Consider the following 17698-nt stretch of genomic DNA (forward strand, 5'->3'; position numbering starts at 1 on the left):
TCATTTTGAGTCGGTCGGCGGCAAACCGCCCATCGCTTCTTCGCAGGCGTCTGAAGAGCTTCTGCAGCGTACGTTTTGAAAGGCTCATGGATGATCCCTCCGGCAAAAAGATTCCCTACGTCTGCCGATGGCAGAACATCAGGGAATTTCCGGGACTCCATCCAACAGGCTTCAGAACGCTCCAAGAGCAGCCTTGACCGCCTTGACTCGTTCGATCTCGGCAAGCACTTGACCCAGCTCGACGCGCGCTTGCTCAATGTCCTCACAAAGGTCTTTGAGATCGGCCAGCGCCTCAAATTGTAGCTCTTCGTAGCGCGTCAATCGAGCTTCTGCTTCGTTGACGGCCGTATTAATTTCAGTCAGAGGCTTGGCTGCATCCTTGATCCGCTTTTTTTCGGCCGTAATTTCGTTCCGCAGCCGCTCCGCTTCGGTGTGAATGACCTTGAGGCGATTCTTGTAGAGTGCGCATCTGAATGCACCAATTGTTGCACCAATAAGGCAACCGACGAGCGCGGCCTTCACAAGCGCGATGATCCAAAAGAGCCCCTTGGATCCTGGCGAGTAGCCTTGCGCGAGTGCGTCCCGCCCCGCTGCGGTGATACTCGATGGGCAAATCGGGACAAGAAAATCGCAGCCGGCGGCGACGGCCGCGTCTGTACGGTGCGTCTCGATGTCTGTCTGGAGGCGAACTTCGAGCTGGGAAAGTTCGTTTTGTCGGACATGCAGCTCAGCCTTGAGCTGTTTGTTCTCGGCGATCAGTCGTTCCGAATCGTCACAGCCTGACAGGATGACTGCGACGAGCAGTGGGATCACTAGTCGATCAGCTGACATACGAGTTTTCCTTCTATCCATTGAGGAACGGTGTTGACGCCGGTTCGGTGCCACCGACGCTGCTCGTCCTTTTTCCAGATGGAGAACTCCGCACCGGGGGTGAATGCAGTGGTATAGCGCCGGATGATGGCCGGGCTATCACTGACGATCGCCAACTGATCGAATCGATCCTGGTCGGACAGGCCGAGGAGGGATGAGGAGACGAACTGGTCAAGATGGCGATCCCATTTCCCGGATAGCTCAATTTCTACCGCCATGCGTGTGCCGCCGGGGAGCAGCCAGAGGATATCCGGCTGCTTGACGCCCACTTTGGACTGCCGTGCCATCTGACGCTCTGTCAGATAGCCTGTGATGACCCGCGCATTTAGATTGCGCACGGTAGCTGCCTGCGCAATTGCGTCGTGGCGCAGAAGGTCTTGCCTGATTTTGTAAGGATCGAGCTCGTACGGCTGCAGTTCGTCGATCACGCGCTCGACTTCCTGTTGGCCGAGTTCGGTGAGTGTGAGCATCCATTGCGGCACGCCCTTTACATTCCCTGCCGATTCGGTGCGAGTGCGGCTCAGCAGCCCGCGTTTGACCAAGCGTGCCGCGAGCCCGTTCGAAACATTTCCGCTGAGTTGTTCGACGATTGCAATTGTCGACCAACCCCATCGATAAACCCAAATCAGCGCCGAGTGCATCTTTTCCATGCCACGCGCTCGCGGACTTTTGCCGGCAAGCCGCTCGGCGAGTACCGCGCGTGCTGCCGCAGTCCGATCTTGATTAGTCATTTCGGTAGACATATTGTTGGTCATCCTGTCTTTCTAGTGACAATATGATCGGCTGAAGCGCCGGGCTACTCGCATACGAAACTTCGCACCCACTTCGTGGCTGCTGCGCCTTTCAGGCCAGCACCGTTGGGCCGGCTTCGCCGCCCGCCCTGGACGGGCGGGTTCGCCCAACTGGCGGGCTGGACGCCCGCCTGCCGGTCTTCCAGTTGCCTTCGCGGCGCGGCTCGTTGGCCGCGCCTCCAGCGGGACGGCTGCGCCGCCCCTTGGGGGACCGCCGCGCGAAGCGCGGCTACCTGCCTTTGCAGGCTCCTCTACGCACGTTGTGCTTCGAGTCGGCCCTCCGGGCTCGGCTGGACGCCGACCATCGCCGCCTTTGGGCGGCTTGCAAACACAGGTAGCCGCGCTTCGCCCGGCGGTCGGGGCTTCGCCCCCCAATCGACTGCCGGGCGCTGGGGCGCCCTCTGGCGGCTGGGGCCGCCAGCGTCGATCGGCTCCCCCCACGCCTGCCCGCGAGGCGGGCAGGGCTCCGGGCCGCTGGGCCCTATGCCCCGCTTCGCGGGCCCCCAAGTGGTGCGTCTCACGTATCGCTTTATCCATGACTAGAGATCGCCGCACGCCGCTTTTCACTCGGTACATGAGCTTTGCTACTACATGGTTTGGCTGAAGAGGAGGATTGCTCTCGCCTATTGAGCTTGGCCGCGTCGCTGGAAAGGCATTGTTTGTCGCGCTGTCTACCATTTAGTGCGTCATTCTGTTCTCCACTCCGATATATTGGGAGCAAGCAATGGAACTGTGCATCCCCAACATTGTGAGTAGTCCAATACGATCAAGCACGTGTAAGTTGGGGATGCCGGACAAGCGTGAGCGCAAGTGGCAATGAGCAATGCATTGCCCGGGGAGATCTATAGCGCTGACCTTCAGTTCCTGAGTCATGGCGGACTCCTTGCTGATCGCGGCACGCATTGACGCTACGGGCTACGCCCTCCGCCCCGACGCGTGCCAGCATGAGAAACCAACCACTGTCAGATTTAGTCAAGTTCACTGCACATGATGAATGACGATGCGAAGGCGTCTCGCCGAGCTGCCAGCAGAGTTCGCGACCATGCAGTGAAGAATGACGACATCAAGAATTGACTTCATGTCCAAAATGGATCGTCGTGCAGGTGCAGGTGCAGGTGCAGGTGCAGGTGCAGGTGCAGGTGCAGGTGCAGGTGCAGGTGCTCGTGCTCGTGCTCGTGCTCGTGTGGCCATTCATTGTCGTGATGATGGCGCGCACACCTTTCATGGACATGAGGATCGGTGTCGAGATCTTGTGATACCGACTGCGCCAGTATCCAGGCGGTCGAGCCTACATCTGTTGCGTCATTGGCTCTCGACGCCAGCCACGCTTGCGACCCCGGGATCGTTGGATCACATTGCTTTCCCATGTCCTCCCACATCTCGTCAAGGAAACCGTTTGGGACGATTGCTTCAGTCGTGTCATCGGGGCCGTTTGCGCCGAGTTTGCCCGGTCCGGTATTCACGGGACGCATGCAGCGCCACGCGACCGCGAATACTACGGTGGAGAGCAGGACAAGAATTGCTTGAGCGATACTCATTTCCCTGACTCCTTCATCGGTATCGGATCGGCGGTACTCGTGTTGACGGGGATCGTTGTAGTGGGAAACATTTGCTTCAACTGCGCTTCGATGGCGCCGCCTTTTCGCGGCACAATTGCCTCGGACTCGGCCGCCGCCCGTGCTACGGCCACGTCATTCATCGCCCGATCGATGTAAAGCGACCGATTCACATTTTCCATTGTGCCAACCAGAAGTCCTGCACCGACGACATCGAGTCCCACAGCCTGTAGCGCAGTCCCCATGACCGCTTTGGCAACGCTATTACCGGTGCTGTTCGGAGCGCAGCCGCAGATCAGTAGCGGACATACAACGATTAATATTAGTAAACTGGACGAAGTGCTCATTTTTCGACTAATTTTGTAGTGCAAATTGCAGCGAATGGAGCGTGGCCCGTTGGTTTTCAGTGATAGCTCGCCGCAAAGTGCCGCCGCGTGCCATCGAAGGGGTTGCTACCAAGTGCGTCCATCGGAGTACTCGACATCCAAGTAGTGTGTGTTGCCGTACCGATCGCGAGCGCTCCAAATCGCAGCTCGGTCAACACCTGGCACCACTGCTTCGCACTTTGCATGCCATACATGGAAGCCGAAGACTTTCTTGAAAAGGCGTTCGATACAGGCTTTGAGGATCATGCCATTTTTGTATTCCACGCTGAAACGCTTGTCCTTGCCCAGGATTCCAATTAATTTCACTGTCGGCATCTTCATCTGTTCTTCTGTTGTCGGGTATTTGAGTTGAACACCGACTAACCATACCTGAAGTAAATCGGGGCGCGTTTCGCAGATCGTCTCGCTTGATGCTTCTGCCAGTGCCGCAGGTGTTTCACCGATTTCATCCTCGAGGATGTCTTCAATGCGCAAACCGCAGGCGATCAACATCCGACGTCGTGCATCGGGATTCGACGCGAGGTGATTCATGAATGCTTTGATTTCGTGATGCTCGAATTTCGCTGCTTGCATGATTTGTACTCCTATTAGATAGGTTGTCGTACAACGTCGGTTGTTGAGTATTTACCCCAACTTCGCTGCCAGATTTTCCGCGGCGAGATGGGTATATCGCCGCAGCATTGTCAAATTCTTATGTCCGGTGATCGATGCGACTTCCATTGGGTTAAGGCCCCGCTCGAACAGGCGGGATGCGGCTTCGTGGCGCAGGTCGTGCCAGCGGAGGTCAGTTATACCCAGCTCTTTAAGCGTGCGCTTCCACACGCAGACGACAGCGTTTTGGGTGGTCTGGAAGACCGGCCCCCGAGCTGCCTGCGGAATGGAGCGCAACGTTTCGACGGCCTTGCTTGAGAGGGGGATCGCCGCTGGGACAACTTTGTTGCCGACTCCGCGGTGTTCGCCGGGGATGATGACGACGCGACGGTCTAAATGCACCCATTCCCACTGGAGCTTGAACAGCATCCCCTGGCGAAGTGAGGTCTCGATCGCGAGATCGAACGCCGGGCGAACCCAGCTGTTAGCGCTCGCCGAGAGCGCTTCTGCGATCAGTTCATACTCCCCGGTGCGCAGGCGCCGATCGCGCTCACGCGATCCAGACGGCTTGCGGATGTCCTTGAGGGGATTTAGGAGGCCCGACATGCCCCATTCCTTGCGGGCGATCTCGAACAGGTGTGAAACGAGGGCAAGCTCAAGACGAATCGTGTTCTCGGCACGTCCGGCAACGCGGCGCTCGTCACGGTATTGGGCGAAGTGGGCGCCCTTAAGGTTGGCCAGCGCGAAATGTCGGAGAGGTTGACGGAGCCAATGATTGATCCGGTAGCGCTCCTGCCGCGGGTGACGTTTGTGGGACGCGACGCTTGTCCAGTACCGCTCGAGCGCCTGCGCGAGGGTGGTGCGCTCGGCTTCGACTCGCGAGACGAACCGCCCCTGATCCATCTCGGATTCAGTGGCGCGTGCCCAAGCCTCGGCTTCGGCCTTGGTATCGAAGGTGTGAAACTGGGGTGGGAACCCCTTCCGGACAATCTGGGCTCGCCAGTATTTCCCGCGCTTGGTAATGCTTGCCATTGTGAGCCTCGGAATCGTTGATCCGGGGCCGAGTTTCGAGCTATGGCAAAACTATGGCAAACCCCAACATTGAGCGACTTTAGAACGTAAAAAGGGCCTGCACTTTCGTGCAAGCCCTTGAATTCGCTGGTGGGGCGTGAGTGACTCGAACACTCGACCTACGGATTAAGAGTCCGCTGCTCTACCAACTGAGCTAACGCCCCCAACAGAAGAAAGATTATGCCTGGGTAATTCGGGTCTTGCAAGCCCTTTCTGCAAATTTCCCAAAATATTTCGTCACGACTACGGCAGCTGTCGGCCCGATAACGAGCGATCGCAGTTTCCGCGCTCCCGGTATGATGACGCCACCGTGTTGCGCGGCGGTCGCGCAACGCTTTCTGGGCTTTCGAAGATGGACGAAAACGCAGTCCGCGAATTGCTGGATCGCCTGCTGGCCCCCTGGGTCCGCTCGCTCGGTCTGGTCCCCGTGTCGATCGGCGACGACAGCGTCACGCTGCGCCTGCCGTTTTCCGGCGAATTCCGCCATTCCGGCGGTGTGATCTGCGGCCAGGTGTTTACGGCAGCCGCCGACACCGCGATGGTGGTCGCGATCTCGGCCGCGCTCGGCGAGTTCCGGCCGATGACGACCGTGTCGTTGAACACGAACTTCATGCGTCCCGTGCGCAAGGGTGACGTGCTCGTCACCGCGCGCGTGCTGCGGATGGGCCGCAATCTCGTATTCGGCGAAGTCGAGCTGTTCGACGAGGACGGCAAGATGGCGGTCCACGCGACGTCGACCTACGCGCTCGTCAGCTGAGCGGCGCGATGTTCGACCAGATCGTCTTCGCGGGCGGCGGCAATCGCTGCTGGTGGCAGGCCGGCTTCTGGGACGTCGCCCAGCCGGCGCTCGGCTTGCGCCCGCGCGTGATCACCGGCATCTCGGCCGGCGCGGCAACAGCGTGCATGTTGTATACGCGCGATGCCGCATGGGTGATGCGCTATTACGAAGAGGCGCTGCGCCACAACCGGAAGAACGCGTACTGGGGCAACCTGTTCGGGCGTGAGCCCGTGTTTCCGCATTACCGGATTTACCGTCAGGCGCTGCTCGACATCTACGGCGAGCCGTTCGCGAAGCTTGCCGCGGCGCCGGAGATCCGCATCGGCGTGTCGCACGTGCCGCGCTGGCTCGGCGCGCGCAGCGCAGTCGCCGCCGGCCTCGTCGCGTACAACATCGAGAAGTACGTGCGCAAGACGCTGCACCCGACACTCGGGCGCACGCTCGGCTTTCGGCCGGAATTCGTGCGCGCGCAGGCCTGCACGCGAGTCGACGAACTCGCCGACCTGATCCTGCAGTCGTCCTGCACACCGCCGTTCACGCCGGTGCTGCGCCGCGGCGGCCGGCCCGTGCTCGATGGCGGGATGGTCGACAACGTGCCGGTCGACGCGCTCGACCCGACGCCGGGCGACGTGCTGGTGCTCGTCACGCGGCTGTATCCGCGCCCGCAGATGTTCACGGTCGCGCATGGCGAGCAGCAGCGGCTGTACGTCCAGCCGTCGAGCAAGGTGCCGATTTCGAGTTGGGATTACACGAGCCCGTCGCAGATGCGACATGCGTACGACCTCGGGCGGCGCGACGGCGAGCATTTCCTCACGCGCGTCGACGCGATGACGGGCGGCCGCGTGGCCGCCTGATGGCGGGAATCGTAAAAGCGGGCCGCGCGGTGCGCGCAGCCCGTGCGGTCAGCGCTTGCGGATCGGCGTCAGCGCTTCCGGGTTCGCGACGCTCGACATGTCGCCGTCGTCGAACGCGAGGATGTTCCGGAACGCTGCACTGAAATACAGCTCGTAGCTTTCGCGCTCGACGTAGCCGATGTGCGGCGTGCAGATCACGTTTTCCATACGCAGCAGGCTATAGCCTTGCAGGATCGGCTCGCTCTCGAACACGTCGATCGCGACCATCCCCGGGCGGTTGTGCGACAGCGCGTTGACCAGCGCATTTTCCTCGAGCAGTTCGGCGCGGCTCGTGTTGACGAGCAGCGACGTCGGCTTCATCCGCATCAGGTCTTCCTGCTTCACGATCCCGCGCGTGTCGTCATGCATGCGCAGGTGCAGCGACAGCACGTCGCTCTGCTCGAACAGCGCTTCGCGGCTTTCGGCGGCCGTATAGCCGTCGGCGCGCGCGGCCTCGAGCGAATGCTCGCGGCCCCAGATCAGCACGTTCATCCCGAACGCCTTGCCGTAGCCGGCGACGAGCCGGCCGATCTTGCCGTAGCCCCAGATGCCGAGCGTCTGGCCGCGCAGCACCTGGCCGAGGCCGAAGTTCGGCGGCATCGCCGACGTCTTCAGGCCCGACTGCTGCCACGCACCTTGCTTCAGGTTCGCGACGTACTGCGGAATGCGGCGCTGGGCGGCCATCACGAGCGCCCAGGTCAGTTCGGCGGGGGCAACCGGCGAGCCCGTGCCTTCGAGCACCGCGATGCCGCGGTCGGTACAGGCTTCGAGATCGATGTGGCTCGACACGCGGCCGGTCTGGCTGATCATGCGCAGGTTCGGCAGCTTGGCGAGCAGTTGCGACGAAATCGGGGTTCGTTCGCGAATCAGCACGAGCGCCTCGACTTCCGCCAGACGGCTGGCGAGCTGTCCCAATCCGCGCACCGTATTGTTGAAGACCTTCACGTCGTGGTCGGCAAGCATCTCGAAGCAGTTCAGCTTGCGGACGGCGTCCTGGTAGTCGTCGAGGATGGCAATTTTCATGGTGAGCGGGTGTCGCGCGTTGAAAGCGGCGGTGGCGGCGGCGCACGTCGCGCACCCGTCCCGCCCGGCCGGGGCCGACATGATGCTACGTCGGCCGCCTCCATGGTGTCTTTTTAACAGGTTGTTACGCTCCGCCGCAATTGGCGGCAGCCTGACCCGGCGCCGCTTGCGAGACGGGTGGAAGGGTGCGCTGTTGTGTCGCATCAAATACGTCCTTCCTGATTCGGCCACTTACTCGACGAGGTTCACCCAATTGTTGCTCCAATCAGAATAATTGGATCAACTATCCGCAGAAGGCGAGGATTTTTGACTATTTTTATCGTCAACCGGGGCCTTGTTGAGCAACTCTGCATCATTTCCGCTGTCGTAGGAGAATTACGCATTTGCTTCATCTTTTTGAAGTTGTAACAGCGGCAGGAGTCGTTTATGGATCATTTGCAGTCGATGCGCGTGTTCGTCAAGGTTGCAGATCTCGGCAGTTTTGCGCGGGCCGCGAGTGCAATGGATATCTCCAACGCGGTCGCGACGCGTCACGTCGCCGATCTGGAAGGCCGGCTCGGCACGCGTTTGCTGAACCGCACCACGCGCAGCCTTTCCCTGACGGAGTCAGGTCAGGTCTATCTGGAGCGTGCCCGGCAGATCCTCGATGAGCTCGAGGACGTCGAGCAGATGGTCGTCGCGCGCAATCACGAGCCGGTCGGCACGCTGCGCATCGTCGCGCCGGTCGTGTTCGGCCTGCATAACCTCGCGCCCGTGTTGCAGTCGTACACGGAGAATTTCCCGAAAGTGGTGCCGGATCTCACGCTGGTCGACCGGCAGGTCGATCTCGTCGAGGAAGGCTTCGACGTCGGCATCGTCGTTACGCGCCAGATGCGCAGCGCGAGCATCGTCACGCGGCGCCTGACCACCGGCTGCATGACCGTGTGCGCGACGCCGAGCTATCTGGAGAAGCACGGCGTGCCGACCCATCCGGAGCATCTCGCCGCGCACCCGAGCCTGAGCCTGCCGACCGAATACTGGGGCGACGAGCGCGTGTTCACGGGGCCGGACGGCGAAGTGCGCGTGCGCCCGACCAACGTGATCGTCGCGAACAACACCGCGATGCTGCGCCAGTTCGCGCTGCTCGGGATGGGGGTCGCGATCCTGCCGAGCTACCTGATCGGCAGCGACATCGCGCGCGGCGCGCTCGTGCGGCTGCTGCCGGAGTTCCGGCTGCCGCAGGTCGAGATCAACATCGCTTACCCGAGCCGGCGCCATCTGCCCGCGAAGGTGCGCACGTTCATCGACCACCTCGTCGAGCATTTCAGCCACTCGACCGACGCGATGATGGGCGAGCAGTGGGCCGCGCAGAGCTCTGCGCTCGCGCCGATCGGTGTCGAGACGCGTGCCGAGCAGCCGGAATCGGCCGACCCGAACCTGTCGCCGCGCCTGCCGCGTTCGTCGCGCACGCGCGTCGCGGTGCCGTCGCCGCTGTAACAGCGCGACGGCCGGGCGGCGGTTGCCGTCGGCACAAAGAAAAAACGCGGATCGAGTGATCGATCCGCGTTTTTTTATGGCTGCCTGCCGGAGCCGGATGCGCCGGGGGATGCCCCGGCGGCCCGGTCGTTACGAGCCGGTCTTGCGCGCCGTCGTTTTGCGGGCGGCCGTCTTGGTCGTGGTCTTGGCGGCGGTCTTGCGAGCCGGTGCCGGTTTCTCTTCGGCACCTTCCGTCACGGTTTCGGCATCCTTCGTCGCCGATTTTGCCGTCTTCTTCGCGGCGGCGGCCTTCGGCTCCTTCTTCTCGAACTCGAAGCCGATCTTGCCGTCCGGCTGCTTCACGAGGAATGCCTTGAAGTTGCGGCCCGTGCGCGACGACTTGAAGTTCGGCAGCAGATCCGTGCGGCCGTCGGCCAGCAGCTTGCCCATCTGCTCGCGCGTGATCTCCTGCTGCAGGATCACCTTGCCCGAGCGGAAATCGCAGGTCTTCGGGTTGGCCACCGAGTGCTCGCACACGTAGCTCATCCCGTGCTCGAACACGCGGCCCTTGCACTTCGGGCACGCGCCAACCGGTTCCTGCGCGGAGAAGTCCGGCGCTTCGCCTTCCTCGCCGCCCTGGTCCTGGCCGAAATCGAACTCGAGCTTGTAGTTCTTCGTCTCGTCGTCGAAGGACAGCTTGAGGATCGCCGAGAACGGGCGGCCCATCTTGCTACGGAAGCCGGACAGCGGGCCGATCGTCTTCTCGCGCAGCAGTTCCTCGACTTCCGGGATCTCGAACTGCCGGCTGCCCGGGATCTTCGAGATCGAGAACTCGCACTTCGTGCACGCGAAGCGGCGATAGTTTTCCTTCACCTGGCCGCCGCAGTTCGGGCAAGGCGTCTCGAGCGTTGCGTAATCGCCGGGGATCGTGTCGGAATCGTATTCCTTCGCGCGCTTGACGATCTGCTGCGTCATGCGGGCGATTTCCTGCATGAACGCTTCGCGCCCGAGGTTGCCGCGCTCCATCTGCGACAGCTTGTATTCCCACTCGCCGGTGAGCTCGGGCGCGGTCAGTTCCTTCACGCCGAGCCCGCGCAGCAGCGTCATCAGCTGGAATGCCTTCGCGGTCGGGATCAGTTCGCGGCCTTCGCGCAGCAGGTATTTCTCGCCGAGCAGGCCTTCGATGATCGCCGCGCGCGTGGCCGGCGTGCCGAGGCCCTTCGCGGCCATCGCCTCGCGCAGTTCGTCATCCTCGACGAGCTTGCCCGCGCCTTCCATCGCGGACAGCAGCGTCGCTTCCGAGTAGCGTGCGGGCGGCTTCGTGACGAGCGCGACGGCGGCGATTTCGTCCGTCTTCACCTTCTCGTCCTTCTGCACCGGCACGAGGTTCGCGTCCGCGCCTTCGGCGTCGCGGCCGTACACCTGCAGCCAGCCCGGCTCGACCAGCACCTTGCCTTCGGTCTTGAAGTGATGGCCGGCGACTTCGGTGATCCGCGTCGTGACGCGGAATTCGGCGGCCGGGAAGAACACGGCGAGGAAGCGCTTCACGACCATGTCGTACAGCTTCTGCTCAGGCTCGGACAGCGACTTCGGCGCCTGCAGCGTCGGGATGATTGCAAAGTGGTCGCTGATCTTCGAGTTGTCGAAGATCCGCTTGTTCGGCTTCACCCAGCCCTTGTCGAGCACCTGCTTCGCGTGCGGCAGGTAGTTGTTGCTCTCCTTGAGCATCTCGAGCGTGGACTCGACCGTCGACAGGTAGTCTTCCGGCAGCGCGCGCGCATCGGTACGCGGGTAGGTCAGTACCTTGTGCTTTTCATACAGCGCCTGCGCGAGGCCGAGCGTGTTCTTCGCGGAGAAGCCGAAGCGGCTGTTCGCTTCGCGCTGCAGGCTCGTCAGGTCGAACAGCAGCGGCGACAGTTGCGTCGACGGCTTCGATTCCTCCGAGACCGTGCCGACGTGGTCGCGGCACGCGGCGACGATCGTTTCGGCAGCCGGCAGGCTCCACAGGCGGGAGTCGCGCCTTTCCGGATCGAATTCGTCGCGCTTGAATTTCGGGTCGTACCACTTGCCTTCGTAGAAGCCGCCCGCGCACGCGAATTCGGCCTTCACTTCCCAGTAGTCGCGCGGGATGAAGCGGCGGATTTTCTCTTCGCGTTCGACGACGATCGACAACGTTGGCGTCTGAACGCGGCCAACTGTCGTCAGGAAGAAGCCGCCGCCCTTGCTGTTGAACGCGGTCATCGCGCGGGTGCCGTTGATCCCGACGAGCCAGTCGGCTTCCGAGCGGCAGCGTGCGGCGTCGGCGAGCGGCAGCATGTCCGCGTCGCTGCGCAGGTTCGCGAAGCCGTCGCGGATCGCCTGCGGGGTCATCGATTGCAGCCACAGGCGCTGGACCGGCTGCTTCGCCTTCGCGTGCTGCGCGATCAGGCGGAAAATCAGCTCGCCCTCGCGCCCCGCGTCGCATGCGTTGATCAGGCGGTCGACGTCCTTGCGCTTCAACAGCTTGGTGAGCACCTTGAGGCGCGACTCGCTTTTTGCGATCGGGTTCAGGTCGAAATGCGGGGGGATGACGGGCAGATGCGCGAAGCTCCATTTCCCGCGCTTGACCTCGTACTCTTCCGGGGCGGCGATTTCCAGCAGGTGGCCGACAGCGGACGAAAGGACGAAATCGTCGCTTTCGTAATACTCGTCATGCTTGGTAAAGCCGCCCAAAGCGCGTGCGATGTCGTTCGCGACAGAAGGCTTTTCCGCAATGATCAGTGCTTTGGACATGACAGGTGTGTGTTGGTAGACCGGGTTCGCCGGTTGTGGGTCCCTTTTACGACCGCTTTATAGCACACGCCGCAGCGATGGCGGCTCAGCGTGCAAAAAGCGGCCCATCATAGAGGGGGGCCGCAGCGGCGGCAAGCGCCCGGCGCGGCGGGGCGCGCAAATGCGCGCAAAACCACCGGGCCGGCTCGCGAATTCAGGCTTCGACGGTCAGGACGTTGCGCAATTTCGGTGCGTGCGGCGCACCGGGTACCGCGCTCAGGTCGGACAGCATTCGCTCGACGATCGCCGCATGCGGCAGCACCGTGCCGAAGAAGCGGGCGGTGTGGGTATCTTCGATCAGGATCGTCGGGAAATTCTCGACGTCGAGATCGTCGAGCTGGTCGGCATGCGTTTCGATGTCGATCCAGGCGAAGCAGGCGTCCGGATGCGCGTCGGCGAGCTGGTCGAAGGCCGTCCGGTAGTCGCGGCACGTGCCGCACCACTCGGCGCACAGGCAGGCGACGAGCAACGTGCCGGGATCGGCGAGGCGCTCGGCGATCCGATCCGCATCGGTGTCGAGATTCAGCGCGGGCATGGGTTTCCTTGGGTATCGTTGGCGGCCTGGCCGCCCCTATGCGGGGGAATGTAGCACGCCGTGCACGGGCGGGGTGCGCGCGGCGTCAAGCCGCGCGAAGCGTCCGCCGGGGAGGCTGGCGACGCGGCCGGACAGTTCCAGCGCAAGCAGCGCGCGATGCAGTACGTCGTCGGGCAGGCCGCTGTGCTCGGTCAACCATTCGTACGTGACGGGGCCGTATCCCAATGCAGCCAGCACGGCCTGTTCGGACGGGCAGGCGGGCAGCGGGGGCGCCGGCGACGGTGCTTCGTCCCGGACGGGCGCGATGGCTGAAACGGCGTCGCCAGTTTGGGTGACCCCGGCATCTGCGCGCCGAGTGACGGCTTCGGTTTCGCGGAGGTCGCCGGTGCCTGCGCCCGGATGCCCGGAGCACGCCTCACCGCCTGCCACGCCAGCTTTCGGTTCGCCCAGCCCGTATTCCTCGAGCACGTCGAGCGGCGCCGCCGTCAGCTTCGCGCCGTCGCGGATCAGTGCGTGGCAGCCCTGCGCGAGCGGCGCGTGGATCGAGCCCGGTATCGCGAACACATCGCGCCCCAGTTCGTTCGCGAGCCGCGCGGTGATCAGCGAGCCGGAGCGCGGGGCGGCCTCGACGACGAGCGCGCCGATCGCGAGCGCGGCGATCAGCCGGTTGCGCTGCGGGAAGTGTGCAGCGCGGGCGGGCGTGCCGAGCGGCCATTCCGACACGATCGCGCCGCGTGCGGCGATCTCGTGGGCGAGCGCGCGGTGCCGCGCCGGATAGACGAGATCGGCGCCCGTCGCGATCACCGCGACCGTACCCGACCGGCCATCGAGCCCGCCGCGATGCGCGGCGCCGTCGATCCCGAGCGCGAGGCCCGACACGATCGGCAGCCCGGCGTCGGACAACTCGCGTGCGAAGCGCGTCGCGTCGGCGAGCCCCTGCGGCGTCGCGTGACGGCTGCCGACCACGGCGAGCGCGCGCGCGTGCAGCAGGTCGAGCCGGCCCTTTACATATAGCAGCGGCGGCGGATCGTGCAGGTCGCGCAGCCGTGGCGGGTAGGCCGGATCGTTGAGCGTGACGAGCGTATTGCCCGGTGCGTCGAGCCAGGCGAGTGCGGCTTCGGTGCGCGCGTCGAGACCGTCACGCTCGCTCGCGCGCACGGCCAGGGCGGCGGCGGGGCTGGTTGCGGCGGCGATGGCCTGGTCGGATGCGCGCAGCAGCGCGTCCGGCGAGCCGAACGCATCGAGCAGTGCCTGCAGCACGGCGGGGGCGAGGCCGGGCGCATGCGCGAGCTGCAGCCACGCGCGCAGTGCGGAGGTGGTCAGCGCTTGCGGCGACATGAGGCGCCCCTCGAATGCGGTGGCCAGCGGACCGCGTGGCGCCATGATAAAATTTTCATCATCCGAAATACTCGACAGGGCCGCGCGCGCAGGCGCCCGGCCGATTGCAGGAGGCATGATCCGCGGCATTGATTCGCCGCGCGTCCGCCTCATCTTCATTGCATCCCGGCAGCAGCGCCAGCCGGCCGGATGGCCGATGCGGCACGCCGCTCCACCGAATACCGAACGCCATGGCTTTACTCAATATTCTTCATTACCCCGACAAGCGGCTGCACAAGGTCGCGAAGCCCGTCGACAAGGTCGACGACCGGATCCGCAAGCTCGTCGCCGACATGGCCGAGACCATGTACGCGGCACCGGGCATCGGCCTTGCGGCCACGCAGGTCGACGTGCACGAGCGCGTGATCGTGATCGACGTCTCCGAGGAGAAGAACGAGCTGCGCGCGTTCATCAACCCCGAGATCGTGTGGTCGAGCGACGAGAAGCAGATCTATGAAGAGGGCTGCCTGTCGGTGCCCGGCATCTACGACGAAGTCGAGCGTCCCGACCACGTGCGCGTGCGCGCGCTCAACGAGCAGGGCGAGACCTTCGAGCTCGACTGCGAGGGCCTGCTGGCCGTGTGCGTCCAGCACGAGATGGATCACCTGATGGGGCGCGTGTTCGTCGAATACCTGTCGCCGCTCAAGCAGACGCGCATCAAGACGAAGATGAAGAAACTCGAACGCGCGATGTAACGCGCGTTCGCCCAGCCCGACCCCGAACGCTGTCATGACCCATACGTTGCGCGTAGTTTTTTCCGGCACGCCGGAATTTGCCGCGGCTGCCCTCGCCGCGATCCACGAGGCCGGTTTTCCGGTACCGCTCGTGCTCACCCAGCCCGATCGTCCTGCCGGGCGCGGGATGAAACTTCAGGCGAGCGCGGTGAAGCGCTACGCCGTCGAGCACGGGATGCCGGTCGCGCAGCCGCCGTCGCTGCGCCGCGCGGGCAAGTACCCGGCGGAGGCGGCCGATGCGATCGAGCTGCTGCGCACGACTCCGCACGACGTGATGGTGGTTGCCGCGTACGGCCTGCTGCTGCCGCAGGAAGTGCTCGACATCCCGCGCGACGGCTGCATCAACATTCACGCGTCGCTGCTGCCGCGCTGGCGCGGCGCCGCGCCGATCCACCGCGCGATCGAGGCCGGCGACGCCGAAACGGGCGTCACGCTGATGCAGATGGATATCGGCCTCGACACCGGCGCGATGATCGAGGAGGCGCGCGTCGCGATCGCGCCCGACGAGACGACCGCGACCCTGCACGACCGGCTCGCTGCCGAAGGCGCGCGACTGATCGTCGACGCGCTCGTGAAGCTCGAGCGCGACGGCTCGCTGCCGGCGACGCCGCAACCGGCCGACGGCGTGACCTATGCTGAAAAGATCGGCAAGCACGAAGCGGCGCTCGACTGGCGCAAGCCTGCCGACGTGCTGGCACGCCAGGTGCGCGCGTTCGATCCGTTCCCGGGCGGCGTTGCGACGCTCGACGGCGCGGCGATCAAGCTGTGGGCGGCCGAGCCCGTGGCGGCGCGCGGCGACGCGCTGCCTGGCACGATCGTCGAAGCCGCGCCGGAAGGCGTGGTCGTCGCGTGCGGCAGCGGTGCGCTGCGCGTCACGCAGTTGCAGAAGCCGGGCGGCAAGCGGCTGCCCGCGCGCGAATTCCTGGCCGGCTCGCCGCTCGCTGCGGGCCAGCGTTTCGCGCTGACTGACGTTGCCTGAAGCGGCCTGACTGTCATTCGACACGGCCTGCCGGGCGTGCGCAATCGGCCGGACGGCCGAGTCGCGCGGTGCGGCAGGCGCGCGTAGAATTTCCCTGCGCTTCCCGGTTTCGAGGTTTTCATGTTCGGCATCACCCATTTCGGCTTCTTCGTGCTGGCAGTCTTCCTGCTGAACGTCACGCCCGGCCCCGATACGGCTTATATCGTCGGCCGCAGCGTCGCGCAGGGCCGCGGCGCGGGGCTGATGTCGGCACTCGGCATTTCGGCCGGCTGCTGCGTTCACGCGCTCGCCTGCGCATTCGGCCTGACCGCGCTGCTCGCTGCGTCGGCTGCGGCGTTCACGGTGATCAAGCTGGTCGGTGCCGCTTACCTGATCTACCTCGGCGTGCGGATGATCATCGCGAAGCAGGCGGCCGAGCCGTCGGGCACGGCCGCCGCGCAAGCCGCGAAGCCACTGCGCCAGCTGTTCATGCAGGGCTTCTGGACCAACGTGCTGAACCCGAAGGTCGTGCTGTTCTTCGTGTCGTTTTTCCCGCAGTTCGTGGCGGCCGACAGCCCGCACAAGGCATGGGCATTCCTGACCCTCGGCGGCGTGTTCGTCGCCATGAGCACGGTGTGGACCAGCCTGGTCGCCTGGGTCGCGGGCAGTGTCACGGCGCGCTTTTCCGGCAAGCCGGGCGTCAGGAAATGGCTCGACCGCACGGTCGGCAGCGCTTTCGTCGGCCTCGGCCTTCGTCTTGCAGCATCGCAACGCTGAGATTGAATTTTTCCGGCAAGACCTTATCTAACAAATCGCTTACAATTTTCTGCCGTGCCCTTTGATGCGCGGCGGGCCCCTGACGGATAAGGAGTGGGTATGTTCAATTGGGTCAAAACGGCGATGCTGATGGCCGCGATCACGGCCCTGTTCATCGTGATCGGCGGGATGATCGGCGGCTCGCGCGGCATGACGATTGCGCTGCTGTTCGCGCTCGGCATGAATTTCTTCTCTTACTGGTTTTCGGACAAGATGGTGCTGCGCATGTACAACGCGCAGGAAGTCGACGAGAACACGGCGCCGCAGTTCTACCGGATGGTGCGCGAGCTGGCCACGCGCGCGAACCTGCCGATGCCGCGCGTCTACCTGATCAACGAGGATGCGCCGAACGCGTTCGCGACGGGCCGCAACCCCGAGCATGCGGCGGTTGCCGCGACCACGGGCATCCTGCGCGTGCTGTCGGAGCGCGAGATGCGCGGCGTGATGGCGCACGAGCTCGCGCACGTGAAGCACCGCGACATCCTGATCTCGACGATCACCGCGACGATGGCGGGCGCGATCTCGGCAATCGCGAACTTCGCGATGTTCTTCGGCGGGCGTGACGAGAACGGCCGGCCGGCCAACCCGATCGCGGGTATCGCGGTCGCGCTGCTCGCGCCGATCGCCGGTGCGCTGATCCAGATGGCGATTTCGCGGGCACGCGAGTTCGAGGCCGATCGCGGCGGCGCGCAGATTTCCGGCGATCCGCAGTCGCTCGCGACCGCGCTCGACAAGATCCATCGCTATGCGGCGGGCATCCCGTTCCAGGCGGCCGAGCAGCATCCGGCCACCGCGCAGATGATGATCATGAACCCGCTGCACGGTGGCGGCCTGCAGAATCTGTTCTCGACGCACCCGGCCACCGAGGAGCGCATCGCGCGCCTGATGGAGATGGCGCGTACCGGCCGCTTCGACTAAGCCAAAGCCACGGTACACCGTGCGGCAGCTGCCGCGCGGGGCCGCCACGCCACCCCGCACGCTTCGCGCTGCGGGGTGTTTCATTTGTGTGCGCCGTAAAGGGGCCAAAGGGGCTGCTGCGTCGCACGCTACAAT

17 protein-coding genes and 1 tRNA gene are annotated in these 17698 nt (G+C 64.1%); 8 read left to right on the forward strand and 10 right to left on the reverse strand.

All coding sequences use genetic code 11. The annotated features are described in order from the left end of the window. Window positions 1-171: 171 nt before the first annotated feature. Both LGN19_RS33970 and LGN19_RS33975 read right to left on the reverse strand, forming a co-directional pair. On the reverse strand, window positions 172-831 hold the full coding sequence (locus tag LGN19_RS33970) for a hypothetical protein (RefSeq protein ID WP_226219652.1): 660 nt from the start codon (window positions 829-831) through the stop codon (window positions 172-174). Then, window positions 813-1625: a hypothetical protein gene (locus LGN19_RS33975; RefSeq protein ID WP_226219654.1), complete on the reverse strand. Its 813-nt coding sequence runs from the start codon at window positions 1623-1625 to the stop codon at window positions 813-815. The genes LGN19_RS33970 and LGN19_RS33975 overlap by 19 nt, the downstream gene beginning before the upstream one ends. 1106 nt (window positions 1626-2731) lie before the next feature. Here LGN19_RS33975 and LGN19_RS33980 point away from each other — a divergent pair. Continuing rightward, window positions 2732-2917 (forward strand): hypothetical protein, encoded by a 186-nt coding sequence (locus tag LGN19_RS33980; RefSeq protein WP_226219656.1) that lies wholly within the window; start codon window positions 2732-2734, stop codon window positions 2915-2917. Between the two features lie 278 nt (window positions 2918-3195). Here the strand turns inward: LGN19_RS33980 and LGN19_RS33985 are convergent, their stop codons facing one another. The 4 genes from LGN19_RS33985 to LGN19_RS34000 form a co-directional block, all read right to left on the reverse strand. After that, the gene (locus tag LGN19_RS33985; protein ID WP_226219658.1) at window positions 3196-3564 is read right to left on the reverse strand and encodes a hypothetical protein; all 369 of its coding nucleotides are present in this window, start codon (window positions 3562-3564) and stop codon (window positions 3196-3198) included. Window positions 3565-3669: 105 nt separating this feature from the next. Further along, the gene (locus tag LGN19_RS33990; RefSeq protein ID WP_226219660.1) at window positions 3670-4176 is read right to left on the reverse strand and encodes a hypothetical protein; all 507 of its coding nucleotides are present in this window, start codon (window positions 4174-4176) and stop codon (window positions 3670-3672) included. A 51-nt stretch (window positions 4177-4227) separates the two neighbouring features. Beyond that, complete coding sequence (locus tag LGN19_RS33995; RefSeq protein WP_226219662.1) at window positions 4228-5226, reverse strand: tyrosine-type recombinase/integrase; 999 nt, start codon at window positions 5224-5226, stop codon at window positions 4228-4230. A 127-nt stretch (window positions 5227-5353) separates the two neighbouring features. Then, window positions 5354-5429, reverse strand: a tRNA-Lys gene (locus LGN19_RS34000). 188 nt (window positions 5430-5617) lie between these two features. Here LGN19_RS34000 and LGN19_RS34005 point away from each other — a divergent pair. Further along, a complete protein-coding gene (locus tag LGN19_RS34005) occupies window positions 5618-6022 on the forward strand; it encodes a PaaI family thioesterase (protein WP_027785770.1) in 405 nt (134 codons plus the stop codon). Window positions 6023-6030: 8 nt separating this feature from the next. After that, on the forward strand, window positions 6031-6897 hold the full coding sequence (locus LGN19_RS34010; RefSeq protein ID WP_226219664.1) for a patatin-like phospholipase family protein: 867 nt from the start codon (window positions 6031-6033) through the stop codon (window positions 6895-6897). 48 nt (window positions 6898-6945) lie between these two features. On the opposite strand, the gene LGN19_RS34015 is transcribed toward LGN19_RS34010, so the two are convergent. Further along, entirely contained in the window at window positions 6946-7959 is a 1014-nt protein-coding gene (locus LGN19_RS34015) for a D-2-hydroxyacid dehydrogenase family protein (protein ID WP_043184746.1), read from the reverse strand. A 426-nt stretch (window positions 7960-8385) separates the two neighbouring features. On the opposite strand from LGN19_RS34015, the gene LGN19_RS34020 reads away from it, so the two are divergent. Next, window positions 8386-9435 carry a LysR family transcriptional regulator gene (locus tag LGN19_RS34020; RefSeq protein ID WP_226219666.1) on the forward strand — a complete coding sequence of 350 codons (1050 nt, stop codon included), beginning with the start codon at window positions 8386-8388 and terminating at the stop codon, window positions 9433-9435. 129 nt (window positions 9436-9564) lie between these two features. Here LGN19_RS34020 and LGN19_RS34025 read toward each other — a convergent pair whose 3' ends face one another. From LGN19_RS34025 to dprA, 3 genes are all read right to left on the reverse strand, one after another. Next, complete coding sequence (locus LGN19_RS34025; RefSeq protein ID WP_226219668.1) at window positions 9565-12186, reverse strand: DNA topoisomerase III; 2622 nt, start codon at window positions 12184-12186, stop codon at window positions 9565-9567. A gap of 193 nt (window positions 12187-12379) precedes the next feature. Further along, a complete protein-coding gene (locus LGN19_RS34030) occupies window positions 12380-12760 on the reverse strand; it encodes a thioredoxin family protein (RefSeq protein ID WP_021159864.1) in 381 nt (126 codons plus the stop codon). Between the two features lie 36 nt (window positions 12761-12796). After that, on the reverse strand, window positions 12797-14143 hold the full coding sequence (dprA, locus tag LGN19_RS34035) for a DNA-processing protein DprA (RefSeq protein WP_226219670.1): 1347 nt from the start codon (window positions 14141-14143) through the stop codon (window positions 12797-12799). A gap of 185 nt (window positions 14144-14328) precedes the next feature. On the opposite strand from dprA, the gene def reads away from it, so the two are divergent. From def to htpX, 4 genes are all read left to right on the forward strand, one after another. After that, on the forward strand, window positions 14329-14832 hold the full coding sequence (gene def, locus LGN19_RS34040; protein WP_011353573.1) for a peptide deformylase: 504 nt from the start codon (window positions 14329-14331) through the stop codon (window positions 14830-14832). A gap of 34 nt (window positions 14833-14866) precedes the next feature. Next, window positions 14867-15850 carry a methionyl-tRNA formyltransferase gene (gene fmt, locus LGN19_RS34045; protein ID WP_226219672.1) on the forward strand — a complete coding sequence of 328 codons (984 nt, stop codon included), beginning with the start codon at window positions 14867-14869 and terminating at the stop codon, window positions 15848-15850. A gap of 120 nt (window positions 15851-15970) precedes the next feature. Further along, complete coding sequence (locus tag LGN19_RS34050) at window positions 15971-16606, forward strand: LysE family translocator (RefSeq protein ID WP_205824028.1); 636 nt, start codon at window positions 15971-15973, stop codon at window positions 16604-16606. 99 nt (window positions 16607-16705) lie between these two features. Further along, entirely contained in the window at window positions 16706-17563 is an 858-nt protein-coding gene (gene htpX, locus LGN19_RS34055; protein ID WP_011353570.1) for a zinc metalloprotease HtpX, read from the forward strand. Window positions 17564-17698 lie beyond the last annotated feature (135 nt).

The sequence above is a fragment of the Burkholderia sp. AU30198 genome, from assembly GCF_020419825.1.
Lineage (GTDB): Bacteria > Pseudomonadota > Gammaproteobacteria > Burkholderiales > Burkholderiaceae > Burkholderia.

Excerpts from the sequence above, each read along its gene's own strand:
- LGN19_RS33995 (WP_226219662.1), bottom strand. The coding sequence starts at position 5,226 with ATGGCAAGCATTACCAAGCGCGGGAAATACTGGCGAGCCCAGATTGTC.
- fmt (WP_226219672.1), top strand. The coding sequence starts at position 14,867 with ATGACCCATACGTTGCGCGTAGTTTTTTCCGGCACGCCGGAATTTGCC.
- dprA (WP_226219670.1), bottom strand. The coding sequence starts at position 14,143 with ATGGCGCCACGCGGTCCGCTGGCCACCGCATTCGAGGGGCGCCTCATG.
- htpX (WP_011353570.1), top strand. The coding sequence starts at position 16,706 with ATGTTCAATTGGGTCAAAACGGCGATGCTGATGGCCGCGATCACGGCC.
- LGN19_RS33990 (WP_226219660.1), bottom strand. The coding sequence starts at position 4,176 with ATGCAAGCAGCGAAATTCGAGCATCACGAAATCAAAGCATTCATGAAT.
- LGN19_RS33975 (WP_226219654.1), bottom strand. The coding sequence starts at position 1,625 with ATGACCAACAATATGTCTACCGAAATGACTAATCAAGATCGGACTGCG.
- LGN19_RS33970 (WP_226219652.1), bottom strand. The coding sequence starts at position 831 with ATGTCAGCTGATCGACTAGTGATCCCACTGCTCGTCGCAGTCATCCTG.
- LGN19_RS34010 (WP_226219664.1), top strand. The coding sequence starts at position 6,031 with ATGTTCGACCAGATCGTCTTCGCGGGCGGCGGCAATCGCTGCTGGTGG.
- LGN19_RS34025 (WP_226219668.1), bottom strand. The coding sequence starts at position 12,186 with ATGTCCAAAGCACTGATCATTGCGGAAAAGCCTTCTGTCGCGAACGAC.
- def (WP_011353573.1), top strand. The coding sequence starts at position 14,329 with ATGGCTTTACTCAATATTCTTCATTACCCCGACAAGCGGCTGCACAAG.
- LGN19_RS34050 (WP_205824028.1), top strand. The coding sequence starts at position 15,971 with ATGTTCGGCATCACCCATTTCGGCTTCTTCGTGCTGGCAGTCTTCCTG.
- LGN19_RS34020 (WP_226219666.1), top strand. The coding sequence starts at position 8,386 with ATGGATCATTTGCAGTCGATGCGCGTGTTCGTCAAGGTTGCAGATCTC.
- LGN19_RS34030 (WP_021159864.1), bottom strand. The coding sequence starts at position 12,760 with ATGCCCGCGCTGAATCTCGACACCGATGCGGATCGGATCGCCGAGCGC.
- LGN19_RS33985 (WP_226219658.1), bottom strand. The coding sequence starts at position 3,564 with ATGAGCACTTCGTCCAGTTTACTAATATTAATCGTTGTATGTCCGCTA.
- LGN19_RS34015 (WP_043184746.1), bottom strand. The coding sequence starts at position 7,959 with ATGAAAATTGCCATCCTCGACGACTACCAGGACGCCGTCCGCAAGCTG.
- LGN19_RS34005 (WP_027785770.1), top strand. The coding sequence starts at position 5,618 with ATGGACGAAAACGCAGTCCGCGAATTGCTGGATCGCCTGCTGGCCCCC.